The organism is Streptomyces sp. ATCC 21386 (assembly GCF_018728545.1).
Lineage (GTDB): Bacteria > Actinomycetota > Actinomycetes > Streptomycetales > Streptomycetaceae > Streptomyces.
In genome coordinates this window covers 4929573-4948062 of the sequence record NZ_JAAVVL010000001.1, presented here as the reverse complement: position 1 = coordinate 4948062, position 18490 = coordinate 4929573, and the positions used below count along the sequence as shown (strand labels likewise).

16 protein-coding genes are annotated in these 18490 nt (G+C 72.8%); 9 read left to right on the top strand and 7 right to left on the bottom strand.

The window, feature by feature from the left end:
- Nucleotides 1-17: 17 nt before the first annotated feature.
- Nucleotides 18-1025 (bottom strand): sensor histidine kinase, encoded by a 1008-nt coding sequence (locus GWK25_RS21115; RefSeq protein ID WP_215452097.1) that lies wholly within the window; start codon nt 1023-1025, stop codon nt 18-20.
- Nucleotides 1026-1165: 140 nt separating this feature from the next.
- Between GWK25_RS21115 and GWK25_RS21110 the strand changes: the two genes are divergently transcribed.
- Complete coding sequence (locus GWK25_RS21110) at nt 1166-1882, top strand: ABC transporter ATP-binding protein (protein ID WP_215452096.1); 717 nt, start codon at nt 1166-1168, stop codon at nt 1880-1882.
- Entirely contained in the window at nt 1879-4191 is a 2313-nt protein-coding gene (locus GWK25_RS21105) for an FtsX-like permease family protein (RefSeq protein ID WP_215452095.1), read from the top strand. Before GWK25_RS21110 ends, GWK25_RS21105 begins: the two co-directional genes overlap by 4 nt.
- A gap of 435 nt (nt 4192-4626) precedes the next feature.
- On the opposite strand, the gene GWK25_RS21100 is transcribed toward GWK25_RS21105, so the two are convergent.
- Entirely contained in the window at nt 4627-5205 is a 579-nt protein-coding gene (locus GWK25_RS21100; protein ID WP_215452094.1) for a TetR/AcrR family transcriptional regulator, read from the bottom strand.
- A 165-nt stretch (nt 5206-5370) separates the two neighbouring features.
- Here GWK25_RS21100 and GWK25_RS21095 point away from each other — a divergent pair, with 165 nt between their 5' ends.
- Nucleotides 5371-5538, top strand: a complete 168-nt coding sequence (locus GWK25_RS21095; RefSeq protein WP_251828963.1) for a hypothetical protein — start codon at nt 5371-5373, stop codon at nt 5536-5538.
- A gap of 333 nt (nt 5539-5871) precedes the next feature.
- Here the strand turns inward: GWK25_RS21095 and GWK25_RS21090 are convergent, their stop codons facing one another.
- Both GWK25_RS21090 and lnt read right to left on the bottom strand, forming a co-directional pair.
- Nucleotides 5872-6348 (bottom strand): NUDIX domain-containing protein, encoded by a 477-nt coding sequence (locus tag GWK25_RS21090; RefSeq protein ID WP_215452093.1) that lies wholly within the window; start codon nt 6346-6348, stop codon nt 5872-5874.
- 67 nt (nt 6349-6415) lie between these two features.
- Nucleotides 6416-8032, bottom strand: coding sequence for an apolipoprotein N-acyltransferase (gene lnt / locus GWK25_RS21085; RefSeq protein ID WP_215452092.1), 1617 nt, complete (start codon nt 8030-8032; stop codon nt 6416-6418).
- A 283-nt stretch (nt 8033-8315) separates the two neighbouring features.
- On the opposite strand from lnt, the gene GWK25_RS21080 reads away from it, so the two are divergent.
- A complete protein-coding gene (locus tag GWK25_RS21080; RefSeq protein WP_215457483.1) occupies nt 8316-9299 on the top strand; it encodes an O-antigen ligase in 984 nt (327 codons plus the stop codon).
- Nucleotides 9300-9376: 77 nt separating this feature from the next.
- Here GWK25_RS21080 and GWK25_RS21075 read toward each other — a convergent pair whose 3' ends face one another.
- Complete coding sequence (locus GWK25_RS21075; protein WP_215452091.1) at nt 9377-9934, bottom strand: hypothetical protein; 558 nt, start codon at nt 9932-9934, stop codon at nt 9377-9379.
- A 50-nt stretch (nt 9935-9984) separates the two neighbouring features.
- The gene (locus GWK25_RS21070; protein WP_215452090.1) at nt 9985-10791 is read right to left on the bottom strand and encodes a glutamate racemase; all 807 of its coding nucleotides are present in this window, start codon (nt 10789-10791) and stop codon (nt 9985-9987) included.
- 39 nt (nt 10792-10830) lie between these two features.
- On the opposite strand from GWK25_RS21070, the gene GWK25_RS21065 reads away from it, so the two are divergent.
- Nucleotides 10831-12024 carry a glycosyltransferase gene (locus tag GWK25_RS21065; protein WP_215452089.1) on the top strand — a complete coding sequence of 398 codons (1194 nt, stop codon included), beginning with the start codon at nt 10831-10833 and terminating at the stop codon, nt 12022-12024.
- 53 nt (nt 12025-12077) lie between these two features.
- Here GWK25_RS21065 and GWK25_RS21060 read toward each other — a convergent pair whose 3' ends face one another.
- Entirely contained in the window at nt 12078-13388 is a 1311-nt protein-coding gene (locus GWK25_RS21060; protein ID WP_215452088.1) for a TerD family protein, read from the bottom strand.
- 304 nt (nt 13389-13692) lie between these two features.
- Here GWK25_RS21060 and GWK25_RS21055 point away from each other — a divergent pair, with 304 nt between their 5' ends.
- The 4 genes from GWK25_RS21055 (at nt 13693) to GWK25_RS21040 (ending at nt 18432) form a co-directional block, all read left to right on the top strand.
- Nucleotides 13693-14127, top strand: a complete 435-nt coding sequence (locus GWK25_RS21055) for a DUF6643 family protein (RefSeq protein WP_215452087.1) — start codon at nt 13693-13695, stop codon at nt 14125-14127.
- 54 nt (nt 14128-14181) lie between these two features.
- Entirely contained in the window at nt 14182-15006 is an 825-nt protein-coding gene (locus tag GWK25_RS21050; protein WP_215452086.1) for an MOSC domain-containing protein, read from the top strand.
- 252 nt (nt 15007-15258) lie between these two features.
- Nucleotides 15259-15882, top strand: a complete 624-nt coding sequence (locus GWK25_RS21045; RefSeq protein ID WP_215452085.1) for a hypothetical protein — start codon at nt 15259-15261, stop codon at nt 15880-15882.
- A gap of 111 nt (nt 15883-15993) precedes the next feature.
- Entirely contained in the window at nt 15994-18432 is a 2439-nt protein-coding gene (locus GWK25_RS21040) for a right-handed parallel beta-helix repeat-containing protein (protein WP_215452084.1), read from the top strand.
- Nucleotides 18433-18490: the final 58 nt, after the last annotated feature.

Below are 18490 nucleotides of genomic sequence, written 5' to 3'. Positions count from 1 at the left end.
CGGCTCCTCCGCCGGTGTCATGGCCGGTCCAGGGGGATGCGGGCGCGGACCCGGTAGCCACCGCCGAGGCGACGTCGGGCGTCCAGGTCGCCGCCGTACACCGCGACGCGCTCGCGCAGGCCCAGCAGCCCGCGCCCGGTACCGCTCGGATGGCGCGGGGCGGGCCGTGCGGGACGCGGTGGGGAGGGGGTGCCGCCGGTCAGCACGCTGGGGCCGCTGTTCAGCACCTCCACGCGCAGCGCACGGTCGGCATAGCGCACGGTGACCTCGGCCTTTCCGCCGTCACCGTGTCGGAGCGCGTTGGTGAGCGCCTCCTGGACGATCCGGTACGCCGTCACGTCGATGCCCTGTGGCAACGGACGCGGTTCACCGGAGATCCGTACCTCGACGGGCAGACCGGCGAACGAGATCCGGTCGACGAGCGACCCCAGCCGGTCGAGTCCGGGTTGGGGCGCCAGCTCCGACACCTCCGCCCGCGCCGCTCCCTCCGCCCGCTCCAGGCACACCACCCGCCGTGTTCCCTCCCCCGCCCCACGGTCGGCCCCGGCGATGTCCGCACCCCCGGCCATGCCCGCACCCCCCGCCAGGTCCGCCTCCCGGACCGCGTCCCCTCGCGCGGCCGTCCCCTCCTCCGGGTCCTCGCCGTCCTGCGAGGGCGCCAGCAGGCCCAGCAGATGCCGTAGGTCGGTCATCGCCCCGCGCCCCGCGTCCTCGACGGCCAGCAGAGCCGCCGCCGCCTCGTCCGGCATGGTGTCCAACACCTCGCGGGCCGCGCTCGCCTGAACCACCATCAGGCTGACGTTGTGGCTGACGATGTCGTGCAACTCCCGGGCGATACGGTCCCGTTCGGCCGCGACCGCGGCCCGCGCGGCGCTCTCCCGCTCCCGTTCGAGCAACCAGCCACGCTCCCCGATGGTCTTCCGCCAACGGCGCCGGGTGCGCAGCAGAGCCACCGCCAGCCACACCGCGACCGCTGCCACCACCCCCAGCGCGACCAACGGTCCGTTCGTCCCCCACTCCCGCATGGGGTTCACCTTCGCAGACCTGCCCGCCGCCGCGCATCCGCCCCGGGATGCGGTCCCCTGCATCTGCGGGATGAGGCACGGGCCACGGTGCCGTCCGAGGAGGGATGTCCCGGCGGCGCCGCTCGCCTAGCGTCCGGTGCATGGTCACCGAGAAGAACGAGAACAGCAGCGCGGAGGCCGTCGTACGACTCGACGGTGTGCGCAAGGAGTACGGGGAGACGACGGCGCTGGACGGGGTGTCACTGGAGATCCGGGCCGGTGAGGCGGTCGCGGTGATGGGCCCCTCGGGGTGCGGCAAGTCGACGCTGCTGAACATGATCGCGGGCCTGGACCGTCCGACGGGCGGCACGGTGGTGGTGCACGGTGAGAGCGTGGGGGAACTGACCGAGAAGGGGCTCGCCCTGTACCGGCGGCGCCGCATCGGCATGATCTTCCAGTTCTTCAACCTGATCGACGATCTGTCGGCCCTCGACAACGTGGCCCTGGCCGCCCAGTTGACCGGTACCCCGGCCCGGCAGGCCCGCCGCCGCGCTCTGGAGCTGTTCGACGAACTCGGCATCGCCGACCGGCGCAACGCCTACCCGGCGGTGCTCAGCGGCGGTGAGCGGCAACGGGTGGCGGTGGCACGGGCGTTGATGAACCGGCCGGCCCTGCTGCTGGCCGACGAACCGACCGGCGCGCTGGACAGCCGTGCCGGCGAGCAGGTGATGGACCTGCTGCTCGACCTCAACCAGATCGGCCAGACGCTGATCCTGGTGACGCACGACGAGCGTCTCGCGCGGCGCTGCGCCAGCCGTCTCGTCGAGTTCGCCGACGGCCGCGTGCGCGGCGAGCACACCCTGGAGCCGTCCGTATGAGGGCCGTGTGGCGGGCCGCGCGCGCGGCGGTACGGCGGCGCAGGCTCCAGACACTGGTGATCGGGCTGGTCACCCTGACCTCGACGGCAGCGATCGTGGTGGCACTCGGTCTCGTCGACGCGGCCTCGTCCCCGTTCGACAAGGCCTTCGGCGCGCAGCGCGGGCCGCACGTGGTCGCGGCGTTCGATGCCGCGAAGGTCTCGGACGGTCAACTGAGACGGGCGGCCCGGCAGCCCGGAGTCGCGGCGACCGCCGGCCCCTTCGCGCAGGCCACCGTCGAGCTGCCGCGGGAGGCCATGGGCTACGGCCTCGGCAGCGAGCTGACCGTCGTGGGCCGGTCCGGCCCCGGCGGCCCGGTGGACCGGCTGGACCTGTGGGCGGGCCGCTGGGCCACCGGGCCCGGCGAGGTCGTCCTCAACCGGCAGTCGGGCTGGACGGAGGACGACCTGGGCAAGAGGCTCCGGTTGCCTTCCGGACCCACGCTCACGATCGTCGGCTTCGCCTTCGATCTGAGCCTCACCGCCGACGCCTGGGTCTCCCCCGGGCAGATCGAGGCCCTGCACCCGACGGCCACGCAAATGCTGTTCCGCTTCGACGACGCCTCGTCGGACCGTCGGCTCGGCAGCCAACTGAACGCGGTGACCGAGGAGTTGCCGACGGGTGCACTGGCAGGCTCACGGTCCTACCTCACCCTCAAGGACCAGATAGGCAGTGCGGCGCGGGCGTACGCGCCCTATCTGCTGGCCTTCGGAGTCCTCGGCGTCGCGGTGGCCGTGCTCATCGTCGCCAACGTCGTCAGCGGCGCGGTGATCTCCGGTTTCCGGCACATCGGCATCCTCAAGGCGCTGGGGTTCACCCCGGGGCAGGTGGTGGCCGTCTATCTGGTGATGATCTCCGTCCCGGCGGTGCTGGGCTGTGTCCTCGGGACGGTCGCCGGCAATCTGGCGGCACGGCCCCTGCTCCAGTTCGCGTTCACGGGTCCGGACGCGGGGGTGTTCCACAACAGTGTCTCGCTCGCCCCCTGGGTGAACGTCCTCGCCCTGGCCGGCATGCCGGCCGTGTGCCTCCTCGCCGCGCTAGCGCCCTCGGTGCGCGCCCACCGGCTCTCCGCCGCGCGGGCGATCAGCGCGGGCAGCGCGCCGCGCGCCGGCCGGGCGCTCGGTGTGCAGCGCCGGTTGGCGGGCAGCCGGCTGCCGCGCTCGGTGAGCCTCGGGATGGGGCTGCCGTTCGCCCGGCCGGGGCGCAGCGCCCTCACGCTCGCCGCCGTGGTCCTCGGCGTGACCACCGTGACGTTCGCGACCGGCCTGGCCACGACGATGGACCGGTTCGGCAATGCGGGCCGTGACGCCTACCAGGTCACGGTCTACGTGGGGAAGTATCACGACGGCAAGGAGATCAGGCCGGTCCACGACGACCTCGCCCTGCACTCCCTGCTGCGTTCGCTGCCGGACGCGCGTGAGGTCACCGCCCGGGCGAACACCGAGGTCCGGCTGGCGGGTTCCACGGAGAAGCTCTGGCTGGAAGCCCGCCGCGGCGACAATCCCCCGATGGGCAGCGTGCTCACCAAGGGCCGGTGGCTCCGGGGCACCGGTGAGGTGGTGGCGGGCTCCGCCTTCCTGCGCGGTCACGGTCTGGACGTCGGCGACCGGTTCCGGATGGAGAAGGGCGATCGCGACGCGGACGTGGTCGTCGTCGGCGAGTACATGGAGACCAACGCGCGTGTCGTGGTGGCGGACTGGGCGACCATGCGGACCGTGGCCCCGGCGGAGAATCCCATCGCCTACCACGTCAAGCTCCGCGACGGGGCCGACGCGGGCGCCTACGCCCGTGCCGCCGCGGCGGCCGATCCGGGGCTCAGCCCGTCCGCGACCGGCGCCGACTCCGTCACGCGGACCATCATCGGCTCTGCCACCGCGCTCACCCTCCTGCTCGCCGCCGTCGCGTCGCTCGGTGTCTTCAACACCGTCGTCCTCAACACCCGCGACCGCCGCCGCGACCTCGGCATGCTCAAGTCCATCGGGATGACACCGCGCCAGGTCACGGTGATGACAGTGGCCTCGATGGCGCTGCTCGGCGCCCTCGGCTCGCTCCTGGGCATACCGCTCGGCATGGCGGGCCACCAGGTGGTCGTTCCGCGTATGGCGGACGCCGTGGACCTCACCCTGCCGTCGTACATGACGGACGTCTGGAACGCCCCGGCCCTGGCCGCGCTCGCCGTCGCGGGCGTCGTGATCGCCGTCATGGGCGCGTACGTCCCTGCACGCCGTGCGGCCCGGCTGACGATCGCGCAGGTGCTGCACAACGAGTGACACGGCCGAAGGGGACCGCCGGGGCGGCGGGGCGGCGGGGCGGCGGGCGAGGGGGCGGCGGAGTGGCAGGCGAGAGGGCAGCGGCTGTCGGATTCCGACCATCATCGGTCCCGAACCGACCCGGGCCCCGGCCGGTCCCCGCCCTACGTTGGGAGGACGCTCGAAAGGACCCCACAGATGACCGCCCAGAACGACGCCACGGACGACGCCACGGACGACGGAAGCCCGACCGTCCCGAGGCCCCCGCCGACCTGGCGCCCCGGGCCCTGACCGTACCGTTCGGCGCGGACCTGCTCCTGGACGCACTCACCGGGTGAGCAGGCACGTCTCGCCCTGCCCCTCACCGAAGTCCTGGCTCTGCGGCCCCCGTGCGATCACCCTCGGCCGGGCGGAGCGCGCCGTCGAGGCCTTTCTCACCGCTCGGGGCCGCAACTCTCAGCCCCGGCCCGGCGCCCCCGTGCGCAGGCCGCGCATGACCAGGTCGAAGAGGCGGTCGGCCCGAGGGCGCCAATCGCCCGCGGGGTCCATCTGCCAGACGCCCGCGATGGCGAGGACGAAGTCGTCCGTGGTCACGCCGGGGCGGATGGTACCGGCCTCGTGGTTGGCGGCCAGCAGACGATCGATCGCGGCGACGAAGAGCGGATAGCCCGGTTTCGCCGCACCACCCGTCACGGCGGCGGCCCGCCTGAGCGCGTCCGCCAGGCCGGCCTTGGCCATGGCGTACCGGGCGAGGCCGTCCATCCATTCCCGCAGGGCCCGGTCGGGTTCCCGGGTCCGCAGCAACTCGGCTGCGCTGTCGGCCAGTTGCTGTACCTCCTGGCGGTGGATCTCCAGGACGAGCGCCTCGCGGTCGGGGAAGTGCCGGTAGAGGGTGCCCTGTCCGACACCCGCCTTCTTGGCGATCGCACTGAGGGGGACGTCAGGGGAGCGCGACAGCTCGGCGAGTGCCACCTCCAGAATGCGCTCACGGTTGCGCTGCGCGTCCGACCGCTGCGGCACCTCGCCTCTCGACACGACTCACCGTCCCCTCACCTTCATGGACAACCGTCCACTTAGGCGCACCTTACCGCGCGCCATGACCAGCGAGAACGTCCCCCTTCCGCCACGGCGACGGATGAGAACAGTCGCCATAGAGCTGTGTACGGCGGCTTCTATAACGATCGCTACAGAAGGGCGGTCATGACCGTCATCACCGTGAACACCGCACAGGGGCGTCTGAGCCTGGAACAGCGTCGGACGTCGGCCGAGACTCTGACGGACGCGGTCCTCGTGCCCGAGGTCGGCCAGTTCGCCTCGCCGCGCGGGCCGGGTTCCAGGTCCACTTCCTGGAGCGGGCGGCCGACATGACGGCGATCGGCGGGCGGCTGCCGGCGGACGTCGAGGAGTCCGCCGACGCGATGGTGATCGACGTGACGCCGTGTGCGAGCGCTGCGGCTCCAGGGCGCCACTGACGTCCCGGGCGCCCAGCGCCGCCGGATCCGTCGCGGGAATGAGGATCTCGAGGACCCGGTCGCCCGCATCCGTGCGGACCCGGTAGTCGCGGCCCGTTCCGGGAGCCGTCGTTCGACCGTGCCAACGCCACCGAAGGAAGGGACGGTCGGGGCCGGTGCCCGGGCGCACGCCCGCGCGGCGAGCGCGCGCACCACGCGGACGGACCAGGCCCCGGCGTCCCGCGCGGTCTCAGACGGTTGGGTCGAACCACGTGGCCGTGTCGGACATGGCCTGCTTGATGCGGAACAACGCGAACTCGCACAGATCCGGCGGCAGGGCGTCCAACGAGAACCAGCCGACGTCCAGGGACTCGTCGTCGTTGACCCGCGCCTCCCCGCCCACGGCACGGCAGGAGAACGTGATGTCCATGTACTGACAGACGTCCCCGTTGTCGTACCGCACCGGTTCCAGCGCCTGTACGAGAACGACCCGTTCGGCCACGCACCGCACCGCGGTCTCCTCGTGGACCTCCCGCACGGCACAGGCCGCCGGCTGCTCCCCCGGGTCCGGGATGCCGCCGATCAGCGCCCACCTGCCGGTGTCGGACCGGCGGCCCAGCAGCACTCTGCCCTCGTCGTCGAAGACGAGGGCGGTGACTCCGGGGAGCCAGAGGAGCTGGTTGCCGGCGGAAGCACGGAGTGTGCGGATGAAATCAGGGGTAGCCATGGAGCCGACCCTAACGGGCCCGTCCCCTCACCCCGCCGCATCCACCACGCGCACGCGAGGCGTACGGCTACACGCCACCGGCGCGCCTCCCGCGCACACCGGCCCCGATCGCCCAGCCGAGTCCACCCGCCGCGACCAGCACCAGAAGCATCTCGGGCGCGATGCCGACACGGGTGGCGGGCGTCTGCGAGGACCGCAGCGGGACCTTCTGCACCAGGGAGTCCGGGACGAACATGCCCGTCCTCTGCGTGATCCGCCCGTCCGGCATGATGATCGCGCTGACCCCGCTGGTCACCGGGACGGTGACGGTGCGGCTGTGCTCCACGGCGCGGACGCGGGACATGGCGAGCTGCTGGTAGGTCATCTCGCTGCGGTCGAAGGTGGCGTTGTTGCTCGGCACCGAGATCAGCTGCGCGCCGTCGGTGACCTCGGAGCGCACGGCCCAGTCGAAGGCCGCCTCGTAGCAGGTCACGAGACCGACCTCGGCACCGTCCATGGTGAACACGCCGGGCTTCGTGCCCCGGCTGAAGTCCTGACGGACCATGGACGTCCACTCGCTGTTGATGGCGCCGATCAGCGACCGCAGCGGCAGGTACTCGCCGAACGGCTGGATCTGCCGCTTGTCGTAGGTGTCGACGGGACCCTTCTCGGGGTCCCACAGGATCTGTTCGTTGTAGAGCCTGCCGTCCCGCTCCACGACCCCGCCGACGGAGATCGGGGCGCCGATGGCAGTGGCCGCATCCTCGATCACCGTGCGGGCGTCGGCGTTGGCGAAGGGGTCGATGTCGGAGGAGTTCTCCGGCCAGAGCACGAAGTCGGGCCGGGCGACCTTGCCGGCCTTGACCTCGGCGGCCAGCCGCTCGGTCTCCCGGGCGTGGTAGTCGAGGACGGCCCGTCGCTGGGCGTTGAAGTCGAGCCCCAGGCGCGGGACATTGCCCTGGATGACCGCGACGGTCGCGGTGCCGTCCTCCGCCTTGTCGCTCACCAGCGCGCGGGAGGCGAAGGCGCCCACCAGGGGTACGGCCACGGAGAGCGCCGCCACGGCGGCGGTGCCCCGGCGTACGGCCTCGCCGGTGCGCCGGTTCTCCACGACCAGGCGCACCACCTCGTAAAGGCCGAACCCGCACAGGACGACCGCGAACCCCATGACCGGTGTGCCGCCGAGCGCGGCCAACGGCAGGAAGACGCCGTCCGCCTGGCCGAAGGCGATCTTGCCCCAGGGAAATCCGTTGAACGGGGCACGCGCGCGTGCCGCCTCACCCGCGATCCACAGGGCGGCGGCCCACACGGGCCCGCCGGGCAGCTTCGAGACGACGGCGACGCCCGCGCCGACGAGCGCCACGAACACCGCCTCGATGGCAACGAGCGCGAGCCACGGACCGGGGCCGACCTCCACGCCGGTCCACACCAGCAGCGGCAGCAGGAACCCCAGACCGAACAGGTAGCCGAGACCGAGGCCCGCCTTCCAGCCGCGTCCGCGCAGCACCCAGCCGAAGCCGGCGAAGGCCGGCAGGGCGAGCCACCACAGGGTGCGGGGCGGGAAGCTGACGTAGAGCAATACCCCGGAGAGGGCCGCGACGACGGCCGGAAGGAGCCGGCCGACCCATCGGGACACCCGGGAGACGGGCGTGGCCTGGGGTTCGAGCTGCTCCGGCTCGTCTACGGGAGTGGCGGTGACGGTCACTCGGGGAGTGTACGGCGCGTCACCCCGGCGCCGACAGCGCGGTCCGCACGTCCCGGGTGCGGCATTTGTCGCCCGCCGGCCGCATCGTTCCTGCATAACTCGTCCACAAACCGGCGCATCACCCGTTACGGTGTGCGCGAGCCTCTGACGTGCGGCCGGATGCGGTCCGGGCGGTCGAGGCCCGGCACAGTCGGGGGGCGACACGTTGGGGTCCACGGGGACGGAGTCCGCGGCCGGAGCGTCGGCCTCGCACGAGAGACGGAACGTCTCCGATGTCACGGGAGTGCTGCTGCTCGGGGCGTGCGCCGCCTGGTCCTTGATCACCGCGGCGGCGCGGGGCGGCCGTCCTGAGGGTGTGCTGCTGGCGGTGCTCGCCGTGGCGGCCGGTTATGCCGCGGGCCGGATCTGCGGGGCCCTGCTGCCGGTGGTGGCACCGTCCGCGGGCGCGCTGGCCGGCCTCGGTCTGGCGGTCACCGACCCGCACACCATGACGGGCTCGCCGCTGGTCTCACCGCTCGGGCACACCGGGGCGACCGCCGCGCTGCTGGTCCTGGCGGCGGGTGCCGCCTGCTGTGCCGCCTGGGCGACCCGGTCGCCCGGCCTGAGGCTGACGCTGCGGCTGCTGGCCTGCGGGATCGCGGTGACCGCGGCGGTGCTCGGCTCGACGACCGGTTTCGCCGCGTGCGCCGGGGTGCTGCTGTGTTCGCTCGCGGCGGCCCGGATGCGCCGGGGCCCGGGGCTCGTGGGCCTCGCCCTCGCCACGGCCCTGGTCACGGCGACGGTCTGGGCCGTCGCCGAGAACGCCCTGCCGGCCGGGCTGACCGACTCGCTGGAGGGCCAGCTCACGCCGCACCGGATCCTGCTGTGGCACGACGCGCTCGTCCTCGTCCACGACGACGCGCTGCTCGGCGCGGGACCGGGCCGCTTCGGCGAGCTCAGCCCGACGGTCGCCGAGTCGCTGTCGACCGACGACCGGCCCCATTCGGCGCTGTTTCAGCTGGCCGCCGAGCAGGGGATCGTCGGTGTGGCGCTGCTCGCCGCCGTGTTCGGCTGGGTTCTGTACGTCCTGTGGCGGACCCCGCGCTCCACGCCGGTGGTGCTCACGGCGGGCGCCGCTCTGACGGCGGTGGCCGCGATCGCCGCCGTGGGCAACGCGCTGAGCTTCACCACGGTGACGGCGGGAGCGGGCCTGCTCGCGGGCATGGCGACGGCCCGGCCCCTGCCGGACGGGGAGACGGCGGGGACGCCGGACCTCGACGGCCGTTAGGGGTTGTCGTCACCTTCCCGCCTGCCTCACGACGCCAGGCACGACAGACTCTGTGCGACCGGCGGACGTAAACGGCGTCAGTGCGCGGCGTCGGACGCCTGGGGGGTGAGCCGGGCGCGGATGACGTCCACGGCCGTCTCCGCGTTGTCCACGGTGATCGTGAACGTGCGACCGTCCCAGAGGCTCAGCACCACGGCCTCGCCACGTCGTACGACGACGGCGGTGCCCTTCTCGGGCCGCCAGCGGTAGCCCCAGCCGCCCCATTGGTGGGGCGTGACGCAGGGGGCGAAGGCGGCGTCGGCGACCTGGGACAGGGGGATGCGACGGCGCGGCACACCGATGTGACCGCAGCGGACCTCCAGGCAGTCCTCGTCGACCTTCACGGAGACGTGCACGAAGGCGAGCGTGCCGAAGAGGACGAGCAGCCCGGCCGCGATGCAGCCGACGACGGACATGACGAGCGGAGCGACACCGGACGCCCACGCGGAGTCGACCGCGAGTTCGATGCCCAGTGCCATGCAGGCGGCGCCGCCGAGTGCCAGCAGCCACTGGCCGCGGTTGGTCGCGCGGCCGGTCCAGACCTCGGGGTGCGGGCCTTCGGGGGTGCCCGGCTCGCCGTGGGGGTGGTCCCTCATGGCCTTGAGAGTACTCAGGTTCCGCTGCGCGGGCACCTGGTCGCGGAGCGTTACCGCTCGGCGATGACAGCCGTCGTCGCGCCGGCGGTCCCGAGGAGTCGGCCCTCCTCGTAGGCCAGCGCGGGGGCGGGCAGCGAGCCCTCGCGTCCACTGAGGATGACGGTCAGCGTCGACCCGGTCCAGTCGGCCTCGGGCTTGGGCAGTTCACCGATGCGGCGCAGCGCCTGCGCGGCCACGGCGCCGGCGGAGCCGTGCAGGACGAGGGGCGGGAGGCCGGGCTGCTGGACGGCCGCGCGGATGCGTTCGGCGACCAGCTCGTAGTGGGTGCAGCCGAGGACGACGGTCGTCACATCGGTGGGCGTCAGCGCGGCCGCCGCGGCGATGGCGGCGTCGATCGCCGCGTCGTCGGCGTGCTCCACCGCTTCCGCCAGTCCCCAGCAGGGCACCTCGGTGACCGGGACGCCGTCGGCGAACTCCTCGATGAGGCCGCGCTGGTAGGGGCTGCCGGTGGTGGCGGGTGTCGCCCAGATGGTGAAGGGGCCGCCGCCGGACGCGGCCGGCTTGATCGCCGGGACGGTGCCGATCACCGGCAGACCGGGTTCGAGGAGGGCGCGCAGGGCGGGCAGGGCGTGCACGGAGGCGGTGTTGCAGCCGACGATCAGTGCGTCGGGCCGGTGGGCTGCGGCCGCCTCGGCGACGGCGAGCGCGCGCTCGGTCAGGTCCTGGGGAGTGCGCGGTCCCCAGGGCATGCCGTCGGGGTCCGAGGAGATCACGAGGTCCGCGTCGGGCCGTAGCCGCCGTACCGCAGCGGCGGCGGGCAGCAGACCGATACCGGAGTCCATGAGCGCGATCTTCACCCGGCCACGATAGACGATGGCCTCGGTACGGCCGCTGCCGTGGGGCAGACTGCGGGCGTGAGCGCCATCGCGTGGACCGCCGTCGGATCACTCGCCGCCTGGCTGTGGCTGCTGCTCGGCCAGGGTTTCTTCTGGCGCACGGATGTGCGCCTGCCACCCCGCCGGGACCCCGGCGAATGGCCAAGTGTCTGTGTCGTCGTCCCCGCCCGTGACGAGGCCGCCGTCCTGCCCGAGAGCCTGCCCTCGCTGCTGGGTCAGGACTATCCGGGCCGGGCGGAGGTCTTCCTGGTCGACGACGGCAGTTCGGACGGGACCGGTGAGCTGGCCCGTGAGCTTTCCCGCCGGTTCGGCGGCCTGCCCCTGACCGTGTCCTCGCCCGGGGAGCCGCCGGCGGGCTGGACGGGCAAGCTCTGGGCCGTACGCCACGGCATCGCGCTGACACGCGCGCGGGAACCCGAGTTCCTGCTGCTGACGGACGCGGACATCGCGCATCGCCCGGACAGCCTGCGCGCGCTGGTGGCGGCCGCACGGACCGGCGGGTTCGACCTGGTGTCCCAGATGGCCCGGCTGCGTACCGAGAGCGTGTGGGAGAAACTCGTCGTTCCGGCCTTCGTGTACTTCTTCGCCCAGCTCTATCCGTTCCGGCGGATCGGTGTACCGGGTTCGCGCACGGCGGCAGCGGCGGGCGGCTGTGTGCTGCTGAGCGCCGAGGCCGCCGGGCGGGCGCGGATCCCGGACGCGATCCGGCAGTCCGTCATCGACGACGTGGCGCTGGCCGCCGCGGTCAAGAGGAGCGGCGGCCACATCTGGCTCGGGCTGGCGGAGCGTGTGGAGAGCGTGCGGCCCTACCCACGGCTGCGCGACCTGTGGCACATGGTGGCGCGCAGCGCCTACGCCCAGCTGCTGCACAGTCCGCTGCTGCTCGCGGGGACGGTCCTCGGCCTGGCCCTGGTCTATCTCGTCCCGCCGGTCGCGCTCGTGACGGGCCTGGTCACGGCGGACCCGGCGGCGGCGCTGCCCGGCGGGCTCGCCTGGCTGGTGATGACGGTGACGTACGTGCCGATGATCCGTCACTACGGGCAGCCGCCGAGCCTCGCCCTCCTGCTGCCGTTCACCGCGTTCCTGTACCTGCTGATGACGGTCGACTCGGCGGTGCGGCACCACCGGGGGCGCGGCGCGGCCTGGAAGGGCCGCACCTACGCCCGCCCCGAGCCGGTGCCGGACGAGGGTTAGAGGTCTGCACCGGGACCTGCCTCGGGTGCGGAACCCTTTCCTCGCATGCGCGGTTACTTCCGGCCCGGTGTCCAGTTCATGCCCCACCCGTAGGCGTAGTCGACCGTGCGCTGCGGGCTCACCCCGCGCTCGGGGACGAGGTAGCGGGCCTCGCGCTGGACGATGAGGTCGCCGCCCTGGTTGGTGATGAGGGCGAGGGCACAGACGGTGGAGGGGACCGTGCACTCGTCGAGCGAGAAGTCGATGGGTGCTCCGTGCTGAGGCTGGAGGGTGACCGTGGCGTGCAGGTCGGCGAACGAGCGGGCGCCCTCGTAGATGGTCACGAAGATGAGGATGCGCCGGAAGTACTGCTTGTGGTCGAGGTTGACGGTGAGGTTCTCGCCGCTGCTGACGGCACCGGTGCGGTCGTCGCCGTCGAGGTGGATGAAGGGCGGCTGGTGCAGGGAGCCGAAGGCGTTGCCGAGTGACTGGACGACGCCCTTGCTGCCGTCGGAGAGTTCGAACAGGGCGCACAGGTCGAGGTCGAGGTCCGCGTGCATGGCGACGGCCCGGCCCAGCTTGCTGCCCCATCCCTTGAACTGCTTGCGCACCTCCCAGTTGAGGTTCACACGCATGGCGCCGGATGTGCCGCCCTGTTTGGTCAGGGAGACCGCCGGGGCTTCCTTGGTGAGCGTCACCTTGGTCAGCCGGACCGGGGCCGGGGGCGCCACGGGCGGGGCGGGAGGCGGGGGCGGGGCGGTCGTGACCGGCGGCGGCACGGTGACGGGAGGGGCGACGGGAGCGACGGGCGCGGGCGGGGCGACCGGGGCGGGAGCGGGCGTCGGTGCCGCCGCCTGCTGGGGCTCGTCCACCGTGATGCCGTAGTCGGTGGCGAGGCCTTCGAGCCCGGTGCTGTAGCCCTGGCCGACGGCGCGGAACTTCCAGGCGCCCTGGCGGCGGTAGAACTCCCCGAGGACGAAAGCGGTTTCGACGCCGGCGTCCGCGCTGTCGTAGCGGGCCACCTCGGTGCCCGCCCGCTCGTCGAGCACGCGGATGTGCAGTCCGGGCACCTGTCCGAAGGTGCCGCCGTCCGCCGAGGCGACCAGCACCATGGTTTCGATGGCGGGCTCCACGCGCGCGAGGTCGACGAGGAGCGCGTCGGTCACCTGTCCCCCGGCGTCGCGCTTGCCCTCGTGCCGGACCGCGCCGGAGGAGTGCGCGGGCTGGTTGTAGAAGACGAAGTCGGCGTCCGAGCGCACTTTTCCGCCGACCAGCAACAACGCCGAGGCGTCCGCGTCGGGGACGCCCGGTCCGGAACGCCAGCCCAGCTCCACGCGCAGCGCGGTCGTCGGCACCGCGGTGTTCGATCCTTTCGGCATTGACATGTCCGCCCCCATCAGATGGTCATCCAGAAGGTCGTCACCAGGCCGCGTCCCACGCAGTCCGTCGGATCCGGCCGGATCCGTTGTCGGCCCAACCTATTCCCCCGGGGCCCGGATGCCCCAGGACCCGCACCGAAAGATCCTTGGTCAACCGCCGGTAACTCGCCCATTACACGATCAGAACGCGCTTTGCTGCCCTTTTTCGCCGAGTTCGCTCGCATTGGGGATCCGGCGTCACTGCCGACACGGAAAACAACCCTCTTATCGGTCTCCCCAACCAGCACATCGTGGGCTTAACTTATGTGCCATGACCTCCCCCCGCTCCACCTACGGCGGCGGTTACTACTCCGCCTCGTCCTTCGCGGACACCCCGATCTACGACTCTCTCGTCGCCGAGCGGGGAACCCCTCAGATCGCCCCGATCCGGGTACCCGCCGCGTACGACACGCCGGGCAGCAACCTGCCCGCCCTCCCGTCCGCGCTGCCCGCGCTGCCGGCCGGTCCCTCCCAGCCCGCCTACGGTTATCCGCAGGCCCAGCAGCCTTCGCCGCTCCAGCAGGCGCCGAACGCGTACATCCCGCAGCAGGCCGCCGGCCCGCGCGGCTACCCGGGCGCCCAGCCGCCGCAGCAGCAACGTCCGATGGCGGGCTACGAGGCCATGCGCCCGGCGGCCCCCCGCCCGGCCCCCGCGGCCCCGTACCAGCAGGACCCGTACAACGGGCAGCAGTACCGCGGGTACTGAGGCATCTGGAACCTTTCGCGTGGGGTTGTCACAGCCTGCTGGCAGGATGACCCCATGGGGAATCCGTCACTGCACTCGATCCATGTCCACCCGCTGAAGGCGGCCCGGGGCTTCGCCCCCGACGAGGCCGTCGTGGAGCCTTGGGGGCTGGCGGGCGACCGCCGTTGGGTGCTGGTCGACGACTCGGGCAAGGTCATCACTCAACGTCCGCATCCGCGTATGGCGTTGGCCGCCGCCGGGCAGCAGTCCGGCGGCGGCCTCTTGCTGTCCGCGCCCGGCCGCGAGCCCCTCACCGTCCCGGTGCCCGCCCCCTCCGACACGGCCACCGTGGAGATCTGGCGGGACAAGGTGGAGGGCGTCCCCGCCGGCGTGGCGGCGCACACCTGGTTCAGTGACTACCTGGGCCTCCCGGTCCGGCTCGTGCACCTCGACGACCCGGCCACCCGCCGGCCGATCGACCCCGAGTACGCCCGCCCCGGCGAGACCGTCAGCTTCGCCGACGGCTATCCGCTGCTGCTCACCACGCTCGCCTCGCTGGACGCGCTCAACGACCTGATCGCACGGGGCGACCACGCCGAGGAGGGCCCGCTGCCGATGAGCCGCTTCCGGCCGAACGTCGTCGTCGACGGCACGGACGCCTGGGCCGAGGACGGATGGCGGCGGGTCGCCATCGGCGAAGTGAGCTTCCGGGTCGCCAAGATGTGCGGCCGGTGCGTGGTCACCACCACGGACCAGGACACCGCCGAGCGCGGCCGTGAGCCGCTGCGGACCCTGGCCCGCCACCGCCGCTTCGGCGACAAGCTGGTCTTCGGACAGAACCTCGTCCCGGAATCCCCGGGCACGGTTCGGGTGGGCGATCCGGTCAGGGTGCTCGAATAGCGAGTTCCGTCCCGAGGGGTTCCGAGCGGTCCTGAGAGAACCCCCGATCCCCTCTTGAAAATTCAATCTCCTACGATTCGGCCTACGATTCGGTTCGTGCGGGGAACACGCGCCGCGGGTCCGGCCGTTGGGTCTTGATGAGAAGTTCATGAGAAGGCCGGCCGGAGGGTGATTTCCCTCTCTCTGGACCGGGATCGCGCGTGGACGGCTCCGCCCGGGGCTATCACGGACGCGTAAGGGGGTGTGGGGCGAGTGCGGGCAATCGGTGGGCTACGGGCGTTCGGCGGGCTGTGGCGCTGGCGTCACAACCCGCTGCGGCGGACGACCGATCTGGTCGAGGCCTGGCTGGCGTTCGCCGCCCTCCTCCTGATCCTCGTCGCCGCGCCGCTGATCGGCACCGTCGTCGGCACCAGCGCCCAGAGCGCCCTGCAGCAGTCCGTGCGGGACCAGCAGCTGAGTCGCCACCGGGTCACGGCCACGGTCGTCAAGAAGGTCGACGGCTCCCCTCTGGACCCGGATCCGGAGACCGCGACGACCCGGGACCGGCAGAGCCGGGTCGTCGCCGACTGGACCGGCCCGGACGGCACCGCCCGGCACGGCACGGTCATGGCGAACCTCAAGACCCCTCGGCCCGGCGACCACTTCACGCTGTGGACGGACGGCCAGGGCCGCACGGTGGGCCGCCCCCTGGACACCGCCACCGCGACGACCCACGCGGTGCTGGCCGGATTCGGCTCGACCGTGCTCGCCGCGGGACTCGTCGAGGGGATCCGACGGCTGATCCTCTGGCGCATGATCCGACATCGCTACACCCGGTGGGACCAGGCATGGGACAAGGCCGGGCCGGACTGGGGCAGGACGGGCGCCGGCAGCTGACCGCCTTCCCACTCCGGTCAACTCCCCCTGCCCGCGCACGCTACGGTGGACCGACCAGCCGAACTGTTCGGCATCGACCCGCGTTCCACGAGGTGGGGGCACAGCAACGCCATGGCACAGGGCACGGTCCAGGTGACGCACACCGGTACATCGCGGTGGCGGCGCCGCACGGGTGAGTACTCGTCGCTCGCGGCGGCCCTGGAGGCCGCGAGCGACGGGGACGTGCTCATCGTCGCTCCGGGCACGTACCGGGAGAACCTCGTGGTGCGGCGCGGGGTCACGCTGCGCGGCCCGGAGGGTTCGCCGGGCTCGGTGCGCATCGCGCCCGTGGACGGGGTACCGCTGACCGTCTCCGCCTCGGCCGTCGTCCAGGACCTGCATGTGGAGGGGCAGGACGCGGCGGCGCCCGCACTGCTCGTCGAGGACGGCACCCCCGAGCTGCTGGACCTGCGGATCGTCACCCGCTCCGCGGCGGGTATCGAGGTGCGCGGCGGCGCCCGCCCCACGGTCCGGCGCTGCACGGTCGACAACCCGGCCGGCATCGGCATCGCCGTGGTCGACGGCGGCGGGGGCGTGTTCGAGGAGTGCGAGGTCGTCGCGGCCGGCCAGGCCGGAGTCGCGGTGCGCGGCGGCGGACACCCCCGGCTGGAGCGCTGCCGCATCCACCACACCTCGGGCTCCGGCCTGACGGCGACCGGGGAGAACTCCGCGCTGGAGGCGGTCGGTTGCGAGATCTACGAGGTCCGCGGCAGCGGCGTACAGATCACCGGGCGGGCCACGGCCCATCTCACCGACTGCGATGTGCACCGGACCACGGCCGACGGGGTCACCCTCGACACCGACGCCGTGCTCACCCTCGCGGACTGCCGCATCCACGACATCCCCGAGAACGCGGTGGACCTCCGCTCGCGCTCGGTCCTCACCCTGACCCGTACGTCGGTCCGGCAGTTCGGGCGCAACGGCCTGTCGGTGTGGGACCCGGGCACCCGGGTGGACGCCAACCAGTGCGAGATCTTCGACAGCACCGGTGACTACCCGGCGGTCTGGGTCAGCGACGGCGCGACGGCGGTGCTGGAGTCCTGCCGGGTGCACGACGTGCCGGACGCGCTGTTCGTGCTGGACCGCGGCTCCCGCGCGGACGTCGTCGACAGCGACCTGTCGCAGGTGCGCAACACGGCGGTGTCGGTGAGCGACGGCGCCACCGCGCAGCTCGACGACTGCCGAATCCGGGACGCCGCCACGGGCGCCTGGTTCCGCGACCACGGCAGCGGCGGCACCCTCAACGGCTGCACCGTGGACGGCACCCAGACCGGCGTGATCGTCACCAAGGGCGCCGACCCGACCATCGAGCGCTGCACGGTGACCTCGCCCGCCGAGGCGGGCTTCTACGTCTCCGCCGAGGGCCGGGGCAGCTTCCTCAACTGCCGGGTGACCGGCAGCGGGGGCTACGGCTTCCACGTCATCGACGGCTGCCGGGCGACGCTGCGCAAGTGCCGTACGGAGCGCTGCGCACGCGGCGGTTACGAGTTCGCGGACGGCGGCCCCGGCACGGCCGGCGGTGGTCCGGTGGTCGAGGACTGCACCAGCGACGAGAGCGCCGGCGTGCGAACCCCCGTCGCGCGGGAGACGGCCACCCGGACCACCGCTCAGACGACCGGCGTGCTGGGCTCGATCCCGGGTCAGCGCCCCGCCGAGCAGCCGCCGACCGCCGTGCCCGCCACGGCGCCCGAGGCGCCGGCGCGGACCTCGAAGGCTGTCCTCGGCGAACTCGACGCCCTGGTCGGCCTGGACAGCGTCAAGCGCGAGGTCCGCGCCCTCACCGACATGATCGAGGTGGGCCGCCGCCGCCAGCAGGCCGGTCTCAAGGCTGCATCCGTCAAACGGCACCTGGTGTTCACGGGCTCCCCCGGCACCGGCAAGACCACGGTGGCCCGCCTCTACGGCGAGATCCTGGCCTCGCTCGGCGTCCTGGAGAAGGGGCATCTCGTCGAGGTCTCCCGGGTGGACCTGGTCGGCGAGCACATCGGCTCCACCGCGATCCGCACCCAGGAGGCGTTCGAACGGGCCCGCGGCGGGGTGCTGTTCATCGACGAGGCGTACGCGCTGTCGCCGGAGGACTCGGGCAGGGACTTCGGCAAGGAGGCCATCGACACCCTGGTGAAGCTGATGGAGGACCACCGCGACGCGGTGGTGGTCATCGTCGCGGGCTACACGGTCGAGATGGAGCGCTTCCTCACCGTCAACCCCGGTGTGGCGTCCCGCTTCTCACGGACCATCACCTTCGACGACTACGTCCCCGACGAGCTGTTGCGGATCGTGGAGCAGCAGGCCGAGGAGCACGAGTACCGGCTGGCGCCGGGCGCGGGCGACGCCCTGCTGAAGTACTTCACCGCCCTCCCCAAGGGCCCGGCCTTCGGCAACGGCCGTACCGCGCGCCAGACCTTCGAGGCGATGGTCGAGCGGCACGCGAGCCGGGTGGCCCAGGTCGACGAACCGAGCACGGACGACCTGACGTTGCTCTACGCGGAGGACCTGCCGGAGCTGCCGTAGGGCACGGGTTCGCGGGCCGGGGGGTAGCGGGCCGAGGGCCGGGGGCAAACCCCACCTC